Source organism: Bradyrhizobium sp. USDA 4451 (assembly GCF_054822585.1).
In genome coordinates this window covers 2,303,563-2,320,783 of sequence record NZ_JBTRCH010000001.1, presented here as the reverse complement: position 1 = coordinate 2,320,783, position 17,221 = coordinate 2,303,563, and the positions used below count along the sequence as shown (strand labels likewise).

The 17,221-nt window shown below is 66.3% G+C and carries 17 protein-coding genes and 2 pseudogenes; 6 read left to right on the top strand and 13 right to left on the bottom strand.

Going from position 1 to position 17,221, the window contains the following annotated elements:
- Positions 1-125: 125 nt before the first annotated feature.
- Positions 126-2,483 carry a mechanosensitive ion channel family protein gene (locus ACVMB0_RS10700; protein WP_461346194.1) on the bottom strand — a complete coding sequence of 786 codons (2,358 nt, stop codon included), beginning with the start codon at positions 2,481-2,483 and terminating at the stop codon, positions 126-128.
- 327 nt (positions 2,484-2,810) lie between these two features.
- On the opposite strand from ACVMB0_RS10700, the gene ACVMB0_RS10695 reads away from it, so the two are divergent.
- Positions 2,811-4,544 (top strand): ATP-dependent Clp protease adaptor ClpS, encoded by a 1,734-nt coding sequence (locus ACVMB0_RS10695; protein WP_461346193.1) that lies wholly within the window; start codon positions 2,811-2,813, stop codon positions 4,542-4,544.
- 7 nt (positions 4,545-4,551) lie between these two features.
- On the opposite strand, the gene ACVMB0_RS10690 is transcribed toward ACVMB0_RS10695, so the two are convergent.
- A complete protein-coding gene (locus ACVMB0_RS10690; RefSeq protein WP_461349628.1) occupies positions 4,552-6,642 on the bottom strand; it encodes a tetratricopeptide repeat protein in 2,091 nt (696 codons plus the stop codon).
- A gap of 166 nt (positions 6,643-6,808) precedes the next feature.
- On the opposite strand from ACVMB0_RS10690, the gene ACVMB0_RS10685 reads away from it, so the two are divergent.
- The 3 genes from ACVMB0_RS10685 (at position 6,809) to ACVMB0_RS10675 (ending at position 8,492) form a co-directional block, all read left to right on the top strand.
- A complete protein-coding gene (locus ACVMB0_RS10685; protein ID WP_461346192.1) occupies positions 6,809-7,273 on the top strand; it encodes an Rrf2 family transcriptional regulator in 465 nt (154 codons plus the stop codon).
- A complete protein-coding gene (locus ACVMB0_RS10680; RefSeq protein WP_461346191.1) occupies positions 7,260-8,078 on the top strand; it encodes a class I SAM-dependent methyltransferase in 819 nt (272 codons plus the stop codon). The genes ACVMB0_RS10685 and ACVMB0_RS10680 overlap by 14 nt, the downstream gene beginning before the upstream one ends.
- A 96-nt stretch (positions 8,079-8,174) precedes the next feature.
- On the top strand, positions 8,175-8,492 hold the full coding sequence (locus ACVMB0_RS10675) for a hypothetical protein (protein ID WP_461346190.1): 318 nt from the start codon (positions 8,175-8,177) through the stop codon (positions 8,490-8,492).
- A gap of 86 nt (positions 8,493-8,578) precedes the next feature.
- Here ACVMB0_RS10675 and ACVMB0_RS10670 read toward each other — a convergent pair whose 3' ends face one another.
- The 9 genes from ACVMB0_RS10670 to ACVMB0_RS10630 all read right to left on the bottom strand — a co-directional run bounded on the left by ACVMB0_RS10670 (position 8,579) and on the right by ACVMB0_RS10630 (position 14,908).
- Positions 8,579-8,746, bottom strand: a complete 168-nt coding sequence (locus ACVMB0_RS10670; protein ID WP_461346189.1) for a hypothetical protein — start codon at positions 8,744-8,746, stop codon at positions 8,579-8,581.
- 47 nt (positions 8,747-8,793) lie between these two features.
- Positions 8,794-9,213, bottom strand: a complete 420-nt coding sequence (mscL, locus tag ACVMB0_RS10665) for a large conductance mechanosensitive channel protein MscL (RefSeq protein WP_456750849.1) — start codon at positions 9,211-9,213, stop codon at positions 8,794-8,796.
- Between the two features lie 73 nt (positions 9,214-9,286).
- Positions 9,287-9,565: a hypothetical protein gene (locus ACVMB0_RS10660; RefSeq protein ID WP_461346188.1), complete on the bottom strand. Its 279-nt coding sequence runs from the start codon at positions 9,563-9,565 to the stop codon at positions 9,287-9,289.
- A 76-nt stretch (positions 9,566-9,641) separates the two neighbouring features.
- Positions 9,642-10,076, bottom strand: coding sequence for a DUF3597 domain-containing protein (locus tag ACVMB0_RS10655; RefSeq protein ID WP_461346187.1), 435 nt, complete (start codon positions 10,074-10,076; stop codon positions 9,642-9,644).
- Positions 10,077-10,355: 279 nt separating this feature from the next.
- On the bottom strand, positions 10,356-10,856 hold the full coding sequence (locus ACVMB0_RS10650) for a Rab family GTPase (protein WP_456750852.1): 501 nt from the start codon (positions 10,854-10,856) through the stop codon (positions 10,356-10,358).
- On the bottom strand, positions 10,856-12,598 hold the full coding sequence (locus ACVMB0_RS10645; RefSeq protein WP_461346186.1) for an OmpA family protein: 1,743 nt from the start codon (positions 12,596-12,598) through the stop codon (positions 10,856-10,858). Before ACVMB0_RS10645 ends, ACVMB0_RS10650 begins: the two co-directional genes overlap by 1 nt.
- 2 nt (positions 12,599-12,600) lie before the next feature.
- Positions 12,601-12,984, bottom strand: a complete 384-nt coding sequence (locus ACVMB0_RS10640) for a hypothetical protein (protein ID WP_461346185.1) — start codon at positions 12,982-12,984, stop codon at positions 12,601-12,603.
- Positions 12,985-13,122: 138 nt separating this feature from the next.
- Positions 13,123-13,779 carry a response regulator transcription factor gene (locus tag ACVMB0_RS10635; protein ID WP_212021280.1) on the bottom strand — a complete coding sequence of 219 codons (657 nt, stop codon included), beginning with the start codon at positions 13,777-13,779 and terminating at the stop codon, positions 13,123-13,125.
- Between the two features lie 58 nt (positions 13,780-13,837).
- Positions 13,838-14,908 carry a sensor histidine kinase gene (locus tag ACVMB0_RS10630; protein ID WP_461346184.1) on the bottom strand — a complete coding sequence of 357 codons (1,071 nt, stop codon included), beginning with the start codon at positions 14,906-14,908 and terminating at the stop codon, positions 13,838-13,840.
- A gap of 100 nt (positions 14,909-15,008) precedes the next feature.
- On the opposite strand from ACVMB0_RS10630, the gene ACVMB0_RS10625 reads away from it, so the two are divergent.
- Positions 15,009-15,464, top strand: coding sequence for a hypothetical protein (locus ACVMB0_RS10625; RefSeq protein ID WP_461346183.1), 456 nt, complete (start codon positions 15,009-15,011; stop codon positions 15,462-15,464).
- A gap of 39 nt (positions 15,465-15,503) precedes the next feature.
- Here the strand turns inward: ACVMB0_RS10625 and ACVMB0_RS10620 are convergent.
- Positions 15,504-15,852: pseudogene (locus ACVMB0_RS10620) on the bottom strand (RidA family protein).
- 7 nt (positions 15,853-15,859) lie between these two features.
- Positions 15,860-16,576: pseudogene (locus ACVMB0_RS10615) on the bottom strand (NAD(P)/FAD-dependent oxidoreductase); the annotation flags it as partial.
- A gap of 160 nt (positions 16,577-16,736) precedes the next feature.
- On the opposite strand from ACVMB0_RS10615, the gene ACVMB0_RS10610 reads away from it, so the two are divergent.
- Positions 16,737-17,192, top strand: coding sequence for a MarR family winged helix-turn-helix transcriptional regulator (locus tag ACVMB0_RS10610; RefSeq protein WP_456750857.1), 456 nt, complete (start codon positions 16,737-16,739; stop codon positions 17,190-17,192).
- Positions 17,193-17,221: the final 29 nt, after the last annotated feature.

Here is a 17,221-nt window from a genome sequence, read left to right as displayed (position 1 = left end):
AGGGAATGGACGGGAACGGCCGGATTTCGGCCGGCTGCGGCCGTACGCCCGGCTCAGTAGCGCTGCGACCGTCTCACCGTCGCGAGACGTGTCGCAACGATGAGACGCGCAGCTAGCGTGTCAGATCAGCCCGCCGCGCGGCGCGGCATCGCGTTGTTGCTATCGGGCTCGGACGGCGGCGGGAGCTGCATCAGGATGGTCTGGCCCATCGAGGCGATCTCGATGCCTTCCTCCTGGAAGCGCCGCTTCATGCGGCGGTTGAACTCGCGCTGCACCGACCAGCGGCCGCCGTCGGTGCAACGGATCTGGCCGACGATGGTGACGACGGAGCCGTCGACCTTGTCGACGCCCCACAATTCGAGATCGCCGCGGATCAGCGCGCGATACGCCGTCTCCTGGCGCATCTGCGCGACGATGTCCTTCAGCACCTCGCCGGCGCGGTCGGTGTCCTCCTTGTAGGAGACGTTGACGCTGACCGCGGCATTGCCGGCGCCGCGGCTGGCATTGGTGATGGTGGTGACCGCGCTGAACGGCACGACATGCACCGAGCCGTCGCCGGCCCGCAGCCGCATGGTGCGGATCGAGACGTTCTCGACCACGCCTGACAGCCCCGACACCGTGACGGTGTCGCCGACCTGCACGGTGTTCTCGATCAGGAGGAACAGCCCGGTGATCAGGTCCTGCACCAGCTTCTGCGAGCCGAAGCCGATCGCGATGCCGACGATGCCGGCGCCGGCGAGCAGCGGCGCGACATTGACGCCGATCTCGCTCAACGCCGTCAGCCCGACCACCGCGACGATCATGCAGAACAGCGCGGTGCGCAGCATCGGCTGGAAGGTGCGCAGGCGGGCGGCGCGGGCGTAATGCCCCTCGCGCGACAGCGTGTCGATCTGCCGGTCCATCAGTGCGTTGGCGACCTCCCAGATCACGGCCGCCGCGAGCGCGGCGATGCCGATCGTCACCAGCGCCGAGATCAGACGCGAGCCGATCTGCCCGCCGTAGAACCAGACGATGGCATCGACGCCCCACACTTCGAGCAGCGCGACGAATCCGATCAGGGCGATCACCGCCGTGACCACCTTGCGCAGCAGCGGCAGATAGCGGTTGGCGCGCATCTCCAGCCCCGGGAAGCGCTGGATCAACTCGGGGCTGATGCGGAAGCCGCGATCGATCAGGCTCAGCACCACCATGGTGACGAGACGGGTGACCAGCAGCACCGCGATGGTGCCGACGAAATATTGCAGCAGCAGCGAATAGCCGTTGCGGATATTGAGCGCCCACACCGCCCACAGGGCGAGGTCGAGCGCGATCGCCAGCACATGCCAGAGCGCCGCGAGGCGGTTGCGCGTCCGCGCCGCAAGCCCGGTGCGATCGGCCGGCGCGCGGATGACATCGGCGACCTGGCGGCGGCATTGCAGGATGATGACGACGATGAAGAGGTGCACCACCAGCATCACCAGCCGGATCAGCGCGGCATAACCGGCGCGATGCAGGCCAAGCAGCAGCGCGACGTTGGCAAAGGCGATGCCGGAGACGCCGACGGCGACGATGCGCCTTGCCCAGATCTCGATATAGGCCGCGGTCTCGGCACGGACCCGGAACAGGCCGAACGGCCCTGCCAGCGCGCGCACCGCGCAGATCAGGACACGCGAGAACACATAGGCGTTGACGACGGCGAGGATCACCAGCCGCGTGGTCGACTGATCGCCGATCTCGGTGCCGAGCAGCGCGGTCGCGGTGCCGCCGAATACCACCACCGGCAATAATTCGAGCAGCAGGCGGCCGAGCACGAAGGGCAGCCGGACCAGCGACTGCCAGGCCCGTGCCAGGCTGAGCCGGCGCCGATGCAACTCCGGTTCCGGCGTGACGTCGGCGACCGACGACGGCGGGTCGACGCTCGCGAGCGTCTGCACCGGCATACGCGCGGTCTGCGGCAGCCGCGCCTCGAGGAACGCGACCGGCCGCTTGATCAGGCGGAACACCACCCATTCGGCCACGAGCGCGCAGCCGAACACCAGCGCCAACTTCCAGGCGATGTCGATCAGGAGGCCATAGGCCGCCGGATCGTTCGCGGTGCGCACGAACCAGTAATAGAACGCGGGAAAATGCGTCAGCGTGCGCGCGACGTCGGCGACCTCGCGCGACATCTCGCCGACCTGCTCGGACACCATCAGCAAAAGCTGTGCGCCGAGGCTGTCAGCGGTGAGCGGGATCGGCGAATGCTGCTCGGGCGCTGGCTCCGCGGCCGCCGGCTGGGCAGCAGCCTGCGGCGAGGCATTGGCGATGGCGCGCAGCGTGTTGATGATCTCGCCGCGCTTCTTGTCGTCCTGCAGCGTCTCGAGCGCGCGCTTCGCCTGCTCCGGCGTCAGATTGTCACTGGTACCGGGTTGCGGCGGCGCCGGCTTGGCGCCCGGCTGAGCCAGCGCGGGAGAAACGAACAAAGCGAGGACGAGAAGGATCGCAAAACGAAATGTGTGCGACACGAGGGCCCTCTTATGAAAAGTCATTGCGCGACGGCTCATCCTGAAAGGAATCAGCTCACGCGCTCGCGCCATGTCGGATGCTCCTTTTCGCCCCGATGATGTGTCGGAAGTTTGCCGCTGTGGCGGCCATGTTTTGGCATTTGCCGCAACGCAAACGTCACAGGTGTTGAGCGGCATTTACGCACGCAATGCGCTCCCCGCTGAGCCGAGCCGGCCGATCACGCCACACGTCAGAGATGAGGCGGGAGAATCTTTCGCTTGACGAAGGCCGGTGGCCATGATGTTCTTATTTTGTTCTTTTGGTTCCGATTGCGTTTCGAGGTGATCATGCACGACGTGTTAAGCGACGATGGTCCGGTCCGGCTCTTCATTCATGACGACGATGAGACCCCGCTGGAATTCGTGCAGGATTTATTGCGTACGGTGTTCGGGAAATCCGAGCAGGAAGCCGTTGCCTGCGCTGCCTTGATCGAGGCCAACGGCGCTGTTCCCTGCGGGCCATATCCGGGGCCGGTCGCACGGGCCATCTTCAACTCGGCGAAGTGGCTGATCCGCTCCAACGGCCAGCCGTTGATGATCAGCACCGAATCCGCCGACGCCAGCCGCCCCTGCGATCTCTGCGAAGCGCCAAGGGCCGTGACGGAGATTTTGATCCCCGGTACGACGACCGCATCGCTGTGCAGCGATTGCCTGCTCGCGGCACGCCGCAGCTCGGAAGAACTGCCGGGCGAGACGTTTCGATCCGCTTACGTCGCGCTCGACTGGCATTTCGCCGGCGTGCCGCGCAACCTGATCGTGACACGGGCGCGACAGTTTCCGGGCCACATGCGCGCCGACGTTCAGGTCGCAATCGACAAGCTGTTCACCGATCCAATCCACTTTTTCGGCATCCATGAAGAATATCGCTACGAGACGCTCGACTTCGCGGCGCTGATGAAGGCCGGCCGGCATGCACCAGCGATCGCGCCGCCACAATATCGCGACGTCGATATCGGCGAGGCCGAGCCGGTGAAGTGCCTTGCCAATGGACTATGGCTGTGTCGAACCGGTGAACTGCGCTACGCTGTGCTGCTGACATTCTATCGCGAATATAATCACGAGCCGTCGCTGCGGATCGAGCTTGCGTTGCCCGCCGGTGCGGCCGGCAACGCTTTCGTGCAGCGCACGTTCGCTGAGCTGGAAACTGCCGTGCACGCGGCACGCTCCTATCGCGGCAAGATCCTGTCGCTGGAGGATGGCGCCAATTATCGCGGACGTTCGCAAGGCTTGACCGTGCATCGGCTGCCGACGGTCGCGCGCGACGACGTGATCCTGCCGGACCGGACGCTGCGGCTGCTCGACCGCAACGTGCTCGATTTCGTCGAAAGCCGCGACCGGCTGCGCAAGCTCGGGCAGTCGACCCGCAAGGGCATCCTGCTGTACGGGCCGCCCGGCACCGGCAAGACCCACACCATCCGCTATCTCGCCACCAACCTGCCAAACCACACCACGCTGATCATCACCGCCGAGCAGGTCGGTCTGCTCGGCGCCTATATGAGCCTGGCGCGGCTGCTGCAGCCGACCATGGTCGTGATCGAGGACGTCGATCTGATCGCGCGCGACCGCGAGGACATGGGCGGACCGTGCGAGGAATCCCTGCTCAACAAGCTGCTCAACGAGATGGACGGCCTGAAGGAGGATTGCGATATCCTGTTCGTGCTGACCACCAACCGGCCCGAAGAACTGGAGGGCGCGCTCGCCGGCCGGCCCGGCCGCATCGATCAGGCGATCGAGGTGCCGTTGCCCGACGAGCCGGGGCGCGGCAAGCTGATCCGGCTCTATGGCCGCGGCCTGCCGCTGGAGCCGCCCGTCATCGAGGCAGCGGTGCAACGTACCGAAGGCGTCAGCGCTGCCTTCATCAAGGAGCTGATGCGCCGTATCGCCCAGGCCAGCATCGCCCGCGGCGGCGGCCAGGATGTCACCACCGAAGACATCGACGGTGCACTGAACGAGATGTTGTTCGACGGCGGCCGGCTCAACGTCAAGCTGCTCGGCGGCGCGCAGGGAATGAGCGCGGGGTGATACCAGGTCAGCGCGTCAAAGACGCCGGCAGCAGCAGCTCCCGCTCGCCGCCGGCGAGCCGGGCAAGCTCGTCCGACATCCGCGCCAGTACGTTTTCCCAGGCCTGCGGCCTGTCCTGACGGAACAGCCGCATGGTCGGATACCAGGGCGTGTCGGCCCGATCGCGCAGCCAGCGCCAGTCGAGCGCATAGGGACACAACATCCAGACCGGGCGGCCGAGCGCGCCGGCGAGATGCGCCACCGAGGTGTCGACGGCGATCACGAGGTCGAGCGCGCAGACCGCCGCCGCGGTGTCGGCAAAATCGCCGAGCGTCGGCGCGAGGTCGACCACGTCATTACCAAGACGCCGCAGCACCGGCGCATCGTCGGGCCTCGGCTCCTTCTGCAGGCTGTAGAGCTGCACGCCAGGCGTCACTAGCCGCGGCAGCACGGCATCGGCCGGCAGCGAGCGCTGGCGGTCGCCCTTGTGCCTGGCATTGCCGGCCCAGACCATGCCGACCTTCAGCGCGGAGACGCTGCTGAGCGCCTCGCGCCAACGCGCGAGCTTGGTGGCATCGGCCCGCAGATAGGATACCGCCGATGGAATGGTCTCGACGGTGGTGCGGAAGATCCGCGGCAGGCTCAGCAGCGGCAGTTGCAGGTCGAACGGCGGCAGCGGCTCGCCGCGGGCGAATATCGCGACATCGGGCAGCATCGGCCGCAGCAACGCGACCAGCGCCGGCTGCACCTGCAGGATGATCCGGTCGCCCGTGCCGGCCAGCATCGGCACATAGCGGACGAAATTGATGGCATCGCCGAGGCCGTATTCGGCAAACAACAGCAGCGTGCGTCCCGCCAGCGGCTCGCCCTGCCATTCCGGCTCGTCGAACACCGGATCGCCGTCGCTGAGCATCTTGGATTTGCGCCGCCACTGATACTCTTCGAACCCCTCCTCGAACTCGCCGTTCATCAGGAGGAAATGGGCGTGGTTGTAATGCGCGAGCGGCTGCGTGGGATCGAGCGTGATGGCGCGGCGCGAGGCCACCAGCGCAGCATCGATCTCGCCGGCATTGCGCAGCGCGACCGCAAGGTTGGCGTAGCCCTTGGCATAGAGCGGATCGAGCTCGATGGCGCGCCGATGCGCCGCGACCGCCGCCTCGACCAGATTCTGCGCCTCGAAGATGATCCCGAGATTGGTGTGCGCGGCGGCGTAGTCCGGCTTCAACGCCAGCGCGAGCTCGGCGCAGGCGATGGCGTCGTCGACCTGTCCGAGTTCGAACAGGCCGGCGCCGAGATTGTTGAGGATGACGTGGTCGGACGGGTCGCGGGCCGAGACCTGCCGGTAGATCCGAACGGCCTCCTCGCGCTCGCCGAGCTCGTGCAGCACCATGGCCAGCAGGCGCTGCGGCACGAGATTGTCGGGATCGAGCGCGATCGCGCGGCGATAATGCACGACTGCGTCCTCCAGCCGGCCCTGGCGGTAGAGCGCCGCGCCAAGGCCGCTATGCAGCCCCGGATGATCGGGCTCGGCGGCAAGCCCGCGGCGATAGGCCGTGACGGCGGCGTCGAGCTTTTTCTGATCGGTCAACGCGTTGCCGAGGTTGAGCCAGACGCCGCGATAGGCCGGATCGCGCGCGATCACCTCGCGATAGGCCTGCTCGGCCTCGACCGGCCGCTGTTGCGCTCCCAGCGCAACGGCGAGGTTGAAGCGCGCGCGCGTCAGGCCGCCATCGAGCGCGATCGCGCGGCGAAACACCGTCTCGGCTTCGTCGAAGCGCAACAGATCGCACAACGCGACGCCGAGCTTGACCTGCAGGCCGGCATCCTGCGGCCGCAGCGCCACGCCACGCTGGAACGCCGCCACCGCGCCTTCATGCTCGCCTTTCACCGCAAGCGCATCGCCGAGCGTGGCGAAGGCCGGTCCATGATGCGGATCGAGGCTGAACACCCGGTTCAGCAGCACCGCGCCTTCGGCGGCGCGATCGGTCACGAAGGCGATCACGGCGGACAGATGCAGTGCCGGAATATGATCGGGATCGGCGGAGAGAATGTCGCCGCACAAGGTGCCGGCCTCCGTCGTACGGCCCGCGCCATAATGCGCCACCGCATCCTGCAACATCCGATCGACCGCCACACTGCCCACGATACAGCCCCCCAAAGACCCCGATGGGGATTAAACGAACGGCTCCGCCAAATCCGGCACGCGAAGTTCGAATCGGCGCATCGTTTCTCACGGCGCATGGTCCCTCTTGACGTTCGCCCGATCATGTAACATATAAAGTTACATGATACGCGATAGCCGTTTGTCCAGCGTCCTGCACGGCCTGCTCCACATGATCGGAGCGGGCGAGGCGGTGACGTCGGAGCAGCTTGCAAGAGCGATGGCCACCAACCCGGTGGTGGTGCGCAGGGTGATGGCGGGCCTGCGCGAGCAAGGCCTGGTCCGCTCCGAGAAGGGCCGTGGCGGCGGCTGGACGCTGGCGCGCGATCCCACCGAGATCACGCTTGCGGCAATCTATCGCGCGGTCGGCGAACCCACGATCGTTGCGATGGGCCACCGCTCGGAAAATCCCGGCTGCCTGGTCGAGCAGGCCGTCAACGATGCGCTCGGCGACACCTTCCGCCAGGTCGAAGCGCTGTTCCTGAAGCGGCTCGGCGCGGTGACGCTCGACGCGCTGGCGAGAGATTTCAAGCGCCGGCTCGCCAAGCACAAGCAAAGCCTCGAGGACCAGATTCATGCAGTCAAGTGAGCCGGCGAAGCCGCTGCCGTACAATGATCCCGCGCATTGGGACAAGATGGTCGCCGCCTATGAGGCGCAATCGCAGCCGTTCACGACGCTGTTCGCCGACGCCGCGGTCGCGACACTGCCGATTGGCCCGTCATCCAGGGTGATCGACGTCGCGACCGGCACGGGCGCCGCGGCGCTCGCCGCTGCCCGCATTGGCGCTGCGGTCACCGCGATCGATTTCTCCGCCGGCATGGTGGCGCGGGTCCGCGCGCATGGCCAACCGAATATCGAAGCACGGCAGATGGACGGCCAGGCGCTCGATCTGCCGGATGCCTCCTTCGATGCGGCGGTGTCGGTGTTCGGCGTGATGCTGTTTCCGGATTGGCGCGCCGGACTGCGCGAGATGGCGCGGGTGACGCGGCGAGGTGGATCGGCTGCGATCGCGGTCTGGAAAAGCGCCGATGGTGCGGCCGTGCATCTGCTGCTCGCACAGATCATCCGGCGGCTCTATCCCGACAACGTCACACCGATGCCCTGCACGGGCCTCGCCGAGCTCGCCGACCCCAGCCGCTTCGCGGCTGAGGTCATCGCTGCCGGCTTCTCCGATCCCGCCATCGCCGAGATCACCCACGACTTCAAATTCAATGTCGGCAATCCCGGTGACGTCGACAAACTGTTCGAATTCATGCCGCATTGGAGCGGCCTCGATGCCGACCAGAGCGCCACCGTCGCACGCGCCTTCCGCGCCGAGATCGAGCGCGGACGGGTCGGCGACAGTTTTGCGATTCCCTCGACCGCGCTGATCGCCACCGCACGTCGGCTCTGACCTCGCCCTCCGGCGATAACCGTTGTCAATCGCCCCATTGCGTGCGCGCGGTGAGAACGGGCGACCGGGCTGACCGGCAGCTATAGGATAAGCAGCTTGCTGATCGAGCCGTCCGCGCGCCTCTACACGCTGTGGGAGCCGCCGGCGACGACCGACGCGGCGGTGGTCACGCCCTATCTCGGCGTCTACAGCGACTATTACTTCAGCCGGGATGACGCCCCGGCGCTGGCCGTGAACGGCATCCCGGTCAACCCGACGCTGGTGCTGGAGGGCTGGTCGGCGCGCGTCACCGGCGGGCTGAACGCCAGGGTCGCGGGTGGCGTCATGCTCGGTCTCGGCGCCGAGTATGGCGGGCTCGGCGGCACAGCGCAGACCTGGACGTTCTCGGCCAGGGCGCGGGTGCCGTTCAACTGACCGGATACGGCACCTGACCTACGTGAGCTCTTTGTTTGGTCATGATCTTTTCGGAAAACGGCTTCGCACTTTTCCGGATCATGCCCCTAGCGCTTGTCGTCGTCCCGCTCGTCTGCGTCACTCGGCGGCTGCAGGCCGGGGCTGTTGGCCCAGCGGTCGAGTTCCTCGATCACCCGCCGGTGGCTCGGCCGCAGCCTGGACGGACCACCGGGCTCTTGCGATAACTTTCGGGGCAGCTTGACCTGTTCTGGCATCGTGAGGCTCCAGAGCTGGGCAGTACGCGGGATACAAGTGGCGACCGCTACGCACGCGACTTGAGAAGATCGCGAATCTCGGTGAGCAGCTCCTGGTCCCGGGTCGGCTTCGGCGGCTCGGCCGGCGCGGCGGGCGCTTCACGCTTGAGCTGGTTCATGAGACGGACAACGATGAACAGCACAACGGCGACGATCAGGAAGTTGAGCGTCAGCGTCAGGAAGTTGCCCCAGGCCAGCACCGCCCCCTGCTTCTTGGCATCTGCCAAATTGGTTGCCGTCACCGACTTCGACAACGCGGTGAAATGGTTGGAAAAGTCGACGCCGCCGCTGATCGCGCCGATGATCGGCATGATGATGTCGGCCACCATCGACGTCACGATCGCCCCGAACGCCGCGCCGATGATCACGCCGACGGCGAGATCGACGACGTTGCCCTTCATGGCGAATTCCTTGAATTCCTTCAGCATGTGATCTCCTGATTCAAGAAGGGTATGGCCCGGCTCGACGACGGGATCGCCGGCCGCCGCAAAGACGCGAAGATTATTTGCGAACTTCCGACTTCGCCGGCGCCGCGACCGGCTGAGCGGGCGTCGCCTGCTCCCATGGTGCAGGCAAGATGACCCGCGCCGGCGGCGGAAGCTGCGCGGCGCGCTGCACATTTGCATTCGCCGGATGCTGCTCGTCGCCGGAGTTATCCGCGCGGGCGATGGCGATGGTGATGCCCAGCGCCAGCGCTGCGAGCCCGAGCCCCGCGCCGAGCGATGCGGCGGTGACGCTAGTGCGCCACCTGTTCAGGATGGCAAGATGAGATGAGGTCATCGCCACTGCTCCTCACGCAATACACATGGTTCGGAGCCGTGCGGGCGAGAACGCGCGCACGGCCCGATACGAAACGTCAGGTCTTGATGTCGGCCGGCAGCTTGCCGCCATTGGCGGCGAGCTTGACCATCACCTGCTGATGCAGCCAGACATTCATGGTGGCGGTGTTGTTGGTATCGCCGGTGTAGTGCAGCTCCTTGGCGAGCTCCTTGCGCGCCGTAAGGCTCGAGTCGAGGCCGAGCGCCTTCATCAGGTCGACAATCGACGTGCGCCAGTCGAGCTTCTCGCCGGTGGCTGCCGCCGCCTTGTCGACGATCGCAGCGACGTCGACGGTCTGTGCGGCGGGCGCGCCGGGCGCAGCGGACGCGGCGGTCGACGTTGTTGCCGGTGCGGCGCCGGGCGCAGCCGTCGTCGTCTCAGGTGTCTTGCCATCAGGCGTCTTGCCATCAGGTGCTTTGGCCTGGGCGCCGTGGCCGAAGATTGCACCCATGATGCCTCCAAAAATGCTCATGTCTCTCACTCCATATGCCCGAGACAGCGTCGGTCCCGTGGCTGGTTCCGGTGACGGGGCGGACGATAGGCAGGCCATTGGCCGAGCGGAAGATGACCATCGTCACTATCGGAGTGTGGGACCGCGTGGTGCAGTCGGGGAGATTCGTGCGGTCGTGCGCCGCACGTCGCGCGCGTTTCATCGTACGCCCCACGTGCGATGAAGTCAGCCGTCCCGGCCCGATTCGCCAGCCCCGAGAAGTCGGGACGGCTGACACCAACGTCCGTTGCGCGTTTTGGACTAGAACTGACGACGACGGATCGTCTGCGCGAGGTCGACAAAGCTCTCGGCAATGCCGACGCCGGTCTTGGCGCTGACCGATTTCACGCTCGACTTCGCAAGCTCGGCGATCAGGCCGGCGCTTCCCGCGGCTTCCGGCAAATCGATCTTGTTGAGCAGCGCCCGGTAGGGCCGACCCGGGAAGCGCTCCTCGAAACCGCGGACCAGCTCGACCATGCGCGTCACCGTGTGCGGCCGCGTCACGTCGGACACGATGATGGCCGCGGAGGCGCCGGTGACATAGACCGTGTCGAAGATCTGGGTACCGAAATCGCCGTCGGTGTCCCACAGCACGAGGCGCATCGGATCGCTGCCATCCGCCGGCGTCACGTCATGGCTCAGGATCTCGACGCCGAGCGTCGATTTGTACTGGCCCTCGAACCGGTTGTAGATCAGCCGATAGAGGATCGACGTCTTGCCGACACCCATATCGCCGAGCAGCATGACTTTTGCGGTGAGCATCAGCGCGCCACTTCGCCTCGGTAGACCGTCTCGAACGCCACGCGGCGGTTGCCGCCGACAGTGGCATCGAGCCGGTCGGTGATCGGCATCGTCGCGGCGCGCGACACCAGGATCAGCCGCGACGGATCGACCCCGAGCGCGGTCAGCTTGCGCTGAACCTGCTCCGCCCGCTTGCGCCCCAACGTCTTGTTGGTGCCTTCGGTGCCGCTCTGATCGGCGTAGCCGACGATCCGCAGCCTGAGATCATTGTTCACCATCAGTCCGGCGAGCTCGCGCAGCTGCTGCTCGGCCTGGTCGTTGTCGAGGAACTCGTCGGCGTTGTTGACGAAGAAGATCGCGGTCGTGGCGATGAAGCGGTCGAGCCGCGCCGCCGGGCCGTCGGCGACGGATTGCAGCCTGGCAACTTGCTCGCCCAGCTTGGCGGACTGTTCGCCGAGCTTGTCGTACTGCTCGGCGAGCGCGGCAAGTTTCTGGTCGCCCGATTTGGCCTGTGTATTCATTGCCTCGCGCATCTGATCGAGACTCGCCTGCAGGCGCTTGAGGCTCTCGGCGATGCCGGCCTGCGATGCCGCAACCTGATCCGGCGCGGACACCAGTCCGATGCGGTCGACCACCTTGTATGGCGCCGCGGCCGCAGCGAGCGCTTCGATCAACGGCGCGGTTTCCAATTGGCTCGGCTCGAGGCCCGTGACGGCCACGCTTCGACCACCGTGATCGAAGTTGAGCCGCAGCGGGAAGCTGGCCAGCAACGGCTGCTTGGCGGCGAGTTGCTCCAGCGCGGCATGGGTCCGCCGCTCCAAAAGGCTTCGCGTCACCGCGGTCGCGGCAAGGTAAAGCAACAGCGCGGCCAGGGCCGCGAGCACCGCAAACAGGATCACCTTGCCGCGCCGGCTCGCGATCCGCCGCGGCGTGTCGTCGGTCTCGATCGCAGCGGCGAGCGAAGCGAGCATCGGGCCATCGCAATCCGCGCCGCGATCGATGCGTTCGATCGCATCGAAGAACAGCGAGTTGATCCTCGCATTGTCGGCGGGACGCAGCGGGCCGAGGCACTCCGCGGCCAGGATGTAGCGCGGCGAGGCGCGCAGCGCGAGCTGCCGTCCGCCGAAATCGAGCGTTTGCAGATTGCCTTCGCCGGCCAGCGCCTGCACCGAGAATTCGAGGATCGCCGCGACCATCGCACTGAGCAGATCGGCGCGCTCGTCGGCGGTCGCCTCGCGCTTCCAGTCGGCGATGAGGCGGCCGTTGCCGCGTTCGATGATCAGCAGGCGGTTGATCTGCGGCGGGGCATCGGCGAGCACGAACTCGCTGATCGGACGTCCGGTCACCAGCGACTTGACCCGCCCGACCCACAGCTGCGCCGAGGTCAGGGCATTGATGCGCTCCTCAAGCGAGGCAACCAGTTCCCGGAACGCATTGGCGACCGCCGCGCTGACCAGCCGGCCGACGATCGGATACAGCGCCTCGATCATCTGCTCGCGCGAATTCTTGATCTCATTGCGGATCGCGGAGACCACGACTGGCGCGATCGCACTGGCGAGCTCGCGCGGCCGGTTGACCTCGGCGCGCTCCAGCGCCTCGACCAGGATACCGGCGGTTGCGGTCTCCAGGCGATCGGAATTGCCGACATAGCGCTGCAGCGAGTCAAGATCGGCCTCCAGCGACGTCAGACGCGTCGCCTCCGGCTGAAACAGCAATGTCTTGAGCTGCTCGATCTCGCGGTTCTGGCCGGCAGCAGCTGCCATGGCTATTTGCCCGTGCGGCCCGATCCCAATCCGCTGATGACGGAACCGAGCTGGGTGATGGCTGCACCGACATCCTTCAGCGAGTCGAGGCGCTTCTGCTCGGTATCCCGCTCGAGGTCGGACAGCCGCGCAGAAAGCGCGGTGAGCTCGTTGGTGAAGTCCACCTGCATCTGCTTCAGCGAGGCCTGCATTTCCTCGCGCAGGCCCGAGAGGTTGGTCTCAAGCGAGCGTTGGGCCCCGCCGAACAGCAGGTCGCGGACCTGATCGATCGCCGCCATGCCATGCGCCGCGGCATCCGCGCCATTGCCGGCCGCCGCGTTTGCCAGTCCATCGGTATCCTTGGTCTGGCGCTCGATACCCTTCATGGTCTTTTCCTGCTTACTCAAGCTGCGCAATCCGGACCTGCCATGTCAAAAAGCAAATCCGAAACAACCCTATAGCCAATTTTACGGGCGCGGCCCAGAGAAAGGCGAGCAATTTCAGCCAGATCAGCCGCCTGGTTGTACGGACATGGACAATTATTTCTAGTAAGTGATTGCCTTTATTGCGAGTTCCGTACGGTTCTTGACCTGGCATTTCTCCAGGATGGTGCTGACATAGTTCTTCACCGTGCCCTCGGCCAAATGCAGCCGCTCGCCGATCTCGGTGTTGCTCTTGCCCTCGACGATCAGCGTGAGAATTTCATTTTCCCGCGCCGTCAGCCCATCGCGCACCGGCAACTTCGCCGAGACGCGCGGGCCGCGCAGCCGCTTGAACTCGTCGAGGATGCGCGCAGCAACGCTGGGCGACAGCCCGGACTGGCCGTTGATCACGGCGCGGATCGTCGAGGCGATCTCCTCCATCCTGGCATCCTTCAGCAGATACGCCTTGGCGCCCGCGCTCACCGCCTCGAAAATCAGATCGTTGGTCTCGAATGTCGTCAGCACCACGATATGGGTCTGCGGCAGCTCGCGCAGGATCCGCTGGGTTGCCGCGATGCCGTCGACGCGCGGCATCTGCAGATCCATCAGGATGACATCAGGCCGATAGCGCCGCGCAAACTCAATCGCCTGCTCGCCGTCGGCAGCTCCGGGAAGGATCTCGAAATCGTCGTTCTGCTGGGCCAGCAGTGTGGCGATACCTTCCCTGATCAGGGTCTGATCCTCGGCGATCAGCACCCGCACCTTCTCAATCCTGCTCACGGGCTTCCGTCATCCTCTCGAAGGTCTGCATGGCGACCACCTCAACATGGCGACCACATCAATCGGCCAGCACGCCGGCAGATGCTGCCGGCGGCACCGCCACGGGGAGCGATATCCGGACCAGCGTTCCCTGTCCGGGCGCGCTCTCCACCGCGCAGCTTCCGCCGACGAGTTCAGCAAATTCGGCCATTCCGATCAATCCGAAATGTCCGGGCGTCGGCACCGCTGGATCGAAACCGCGGCCGTCGTCGCGGATCTCGACGATGAGCTTCCGGCCGACCGCGGCCGGTTCGTCGAAGGCGTGAAACGAGACGCGCCGCGCCTGCGCATGGGTTTGAACATTGCGCAGCGCCTCGCTGAGGATGCGCTGAACGGTCAAGCCGCAATCGCGCAAGCCGGCCCGCGCCGCGTCATCGATCTGGATCGACACCCTGACGCCGCTGCGCGTGGCGAAGTCGCTGAGCTGCCCCTCGACGTCGGGATCGAGCTTCCATTCGTCGGGCATCCGCAGCCGCTCGATCGCCTCGCGGGCGCGGCTGAGGCCGCTTGCAGCTGCCTCCTCCGCCGTTGCGAGACTGTCCGCCACGCGTGCGGGATCGGCGGTCAGATAGTGCCTGATCAGCCGGATCTGGGTCAGCAGCGCCACGATCGAATGCACCAGCGTGTCGTGCAGATCGCGGGCCAGCCGCAGCCTTGTCCGCGCCAGCGAGGCAAAGCGCACCTCGGCGCTGGCCGCCTCGAGCTGCTGCTCCATCAGGCGCCGGGCGCGGCGCTCGCTGCCGAGCAAGGTTTCGACCTGACGGCCCGAGAAATCCGGCGTGGCGATGACGAAGTAGTGCGACTGCGCGCCGTTCCACAGCACGACCGCCGTCATCGGCTGGGTGATGTCAGGCGATGCGCCGCGCACGCCGGCAAGGGCGATCATGTTCCGCTGGCCGCTCGCGAGCGCCGTCAGCTCGGCTTCCATGCCGACCAGCAGCATGCACTCGCAGCAATCGATGCCGACTGCGGGAAGCCATTCGACCAGCCGCCCGATTTTCCGCTGCATGCTCCGGTCGGCACCGATGACGGCAAGTCCGATGACGTCGGCTTCTGCGGCCGCAAGCAAATCCTTGCTCAGATCGATCATGCGTTGCCCATCAGCTCAGCGAGCAGCCCACTCTGGCGTAAGCCGGCAGCGACCGCAAACGAATATGACTTTCGTCACAACTGATCCTGACCTTCGTCAGATGCCGCTGCCGCTCGAAATGCGGTTCTGTTCGGGGATGAGCAACAACGCGAGCGATGTTGTGCCACATGCCGGCGTCCATGACGATGCCGGCCGTGCGCCGGGTTTCGCGGAAGGCCGCGCCAGTCGACCGGATCGTGAGCTGACAATGAAGGCTGCGCCACGGAAATCGTCGCGCATTGAGCTGCGCATGTTGGCGGGAGCGGAGAAGCCCGCGCGGCGCCGGCGGCTGAGCGCGACCCAGAAGCTGGCGTTGCAGGAAGCGCTGGCCGGCCGCCTGCAGCTCTACCCGCGCGGATATGCCGCGAGCAAGACCGGACCGTTCCACTCGCGGCGCGCCATTCTCGGCCTGGTCCGCGCCGGGCTGATGAGCCTCAGCGCGACGGCGCGCTACGCGGCCGTGACCCGGCGCGCGCGGGAGATCTACGCGGCGCCGGCGGCGGAGCAAGAGACCTGACGCCGGAAGCTCGGCGCCCGCAGGGCTGGACGGCCCTAACTAGCCCTTGAGCGCGGTCACCACCACCTCGATCAGCGCGCCGCCGCTGAGATCCGCCACGCCGACCGTCGCCCGCGCCGGCAGGTCGTCGGCGAAGACCTCGGTCCAGACGGCATCCATCTCCTTTTTCTTCGACAAATCGGTCACGAAGATCGAGGCACTGACGACGCGCGAGATGTCCGTGCCGGCCTGCTTCAGATAGCCCGAAATCTTGCCGAGGATGTTGCGGGGTCTGCTCGCCCATCGAGACGCTGGTGTCGTCGGCGATGGTGCCGCCGACAAACACGAAGCCGTTGGCCTCGACGGCGCGATGCATGATCGGCGTGCGGATGCTGCGGGTGATGGTCATGATGTCCTCATCTTTGCGGTTGGGAGGTGTGGAATCGCTCGACGCCGAGGCCGCCGATCCGGGTCTGGGTGCCGCCGTTCGCGATCAGCTCCGCCATGACAGCGCCGGCGGCGGGACCGAGCTGAAAGCCGTGGAGCGAAAAGCCGAACTGGTGATAGAGCCCCTTGTGACGGGCACTCGGCCCGAGCACCGGCAGCTCGTCTTTGGTGCGAGCCTCGATGCCGGCCCAGGCGCGCACGATGGTCGCGGCGCGCATCACCGGAAACAGCTCGAACACAGTACGCGCACTCACCGCAAGGCTGTGCCAGTCGAGCACGGTTTCGTTGCGATCCTGATCCGGCGTCGCCAGATGGCCGCCGCCGATCAGCACGGTGCCGTTGGCGAACTGCTTGAACGACAGCTTGCGGCCGCGCAGGATCACGACGGGATCGATGAAGTGCGGCACGCGCGAGGTGATCATCAGCATCGGCGCCACCGTCTCGACCGGGACCGGCTCGCCAAGGCTGGCAGCGATCCGCCCGGCCCAGGCGCCGGCGGCATTGACCAGCACCGGCGCGGCGTAGCTGTCGGCGCCGACCTCGACCTGCCACAGCCCATCATGCTGCCGGATGTTGCCGGCGGCGATGCCCTCGCACACCGTGGCGCCGAGCATCGCGGCCTTGCGCCGGAACGCCGTGGTCGCCTGCGCCGGATTGGCCGCGCCATCGCAGGCAGGAAGACAACCAAATTGAAAGTGATGCGTAGTAGAACCGGGTTCAGACGCGGTTCAGACTTGAAGCCTCGTCCGGCAATGCTCTGCCGCGCTGCTGACGATCACGGGAATATGAAGCCAATCTGCAAAGGTAATCTTTACAGTTTACCTTCATATTTGCTACCAGCTCGGCATGAGCAATGCACCGGCAACCCGCATCGGCTCGGCGCGCACCTCCGCGCTCGCCGAAGACCTCCGCCTGCTGATTGGAAAGCTGAAGCGTCGGCTGCGCGAGCAAGGCCAGCGTGACGACCTGCCGCCGTCCCAGGTCGCGGTGCTGCTTCGCCTCGAAAAGGACGGCCCCGCGACCGTGTCCAGTCTGGCGCGGTCGGAGGGAATGCGTCCGCAGTCGATGAGCTCGGCGATATCGGCGCTCGAGGCCGCGGGCCTGGTGCGTGGCGCGCCCGATCCGGACGACGGCCGGCAGACCATCATGTCTCTCACCGAGAGCTGCCGCGAGCGGCTGCGCACCGGCCGCGCCGCGCGGCAGGACTGGCTGTCGCGCACCATCGCCGTGCGGCTGTCGGCGCGAGAGCAGGACGAGCTCGCCGCCGCCGTCGGCTTGCTGAAGCGGCTGGTCGAGGATTGATACCGGCTGCGCCGCGATGGTTGCGAGCA

Bases quoted from the DNA above. Each gene is read 5' to 3' on its own strand.
- ACVMB0_RS10695 (WP_461346193.1), top strand. From the start codon at position 2,811: ATGCACGACGTGTTAAGCGACGATGGTCCGGTCCGGCTCTTCATTCAT.
- ACVMB0_RS10690 (WP_461349628.1), bottom strand. From the start codon at position 6,642: ATGTTGCAGGATGCGGTGGCGCATTATGGCGCGGGCCGTACGACGGAG.
- ACVMB0_RS10685 (WP_461346192.1), top strand. From the start codon at position 6,809: ATGATACGCGATAGCCGTTTGTCCAGCGTCCTGCACGGCCTGCTCCAC.
- ACVMB0_RS10680 (WP_461346191.1), top strand. From the start codon at position 7,260: ATGCAGTCAAGTGAGCCGGCGAAGCCGCTGCCGTACAATGATCCCGCG.
- ACVMB0_RS10670 (WP_461346189.1), bottom strand. From the start codon at position 8,746: ATGCCAGAACAGGTCAAGCTGCCCCGAAAGTTATCGCAAGAGCCCGGT.
- mscL (WP_456750849.1), bottom strand. From the start codon at position 9,213: ATGCTGAAGGAATTCAAGGAATTCGCCATGAAGGGCAACGTCGTCGAT.
- ACVMB0_RS10660 (WP_461346188.1), bottom strand. From the start codon at position 9,565: ATGACCTCATCTCATCTTGCCATCCTGAACAGGTGGCGCACTAGCGTC.
- ACVMB0_RS10655 (WP_461346187.1), bottom strand. From the start codon at position 10,076: ATGAGCATTTTTGGAGGCATCATGGGTGCAATCTTCGGCCACGGCGCC.
- ACVMB0_RS10650 (WP_456750852.1), bottom strand. From the start codon at position 10,856: ATGCTCACCGCAAAAGTCATGCTGCTCGGCGATATGGGTGTCGGCAAG.
- ACVMB0_RS10645 (WP_461346186.1), bottom strand. From the start codon at position 12,598: ATGGCAGCTGCTGCCGGCCAGAACCGCGAGATCGAGCAGCTCAAGACA.
- ACVMB0_RS10630 (WP_461346184.1), bottom strand. From the start codon at position 14,908: ATGATCGATCTGAGCAAGGATTTGCTTGCGGCCGCAGAAGCCGACGTC.
- ACVMB0_RS10625 (WP_461346183.1), top strand. From the start codon at position 15,009: ATGCCGCTGCCGCTCGAAATGCGGTTCTGTTCGGGGATGAGCAACAAC.
- ACVMB0_RS10610 (WP_456750857.1), top strand. From the start codon at position 16,737: ATGAGCAATGCACCGGCAACCCGCATCGGCTCGGCGCGCACCTCCGCG.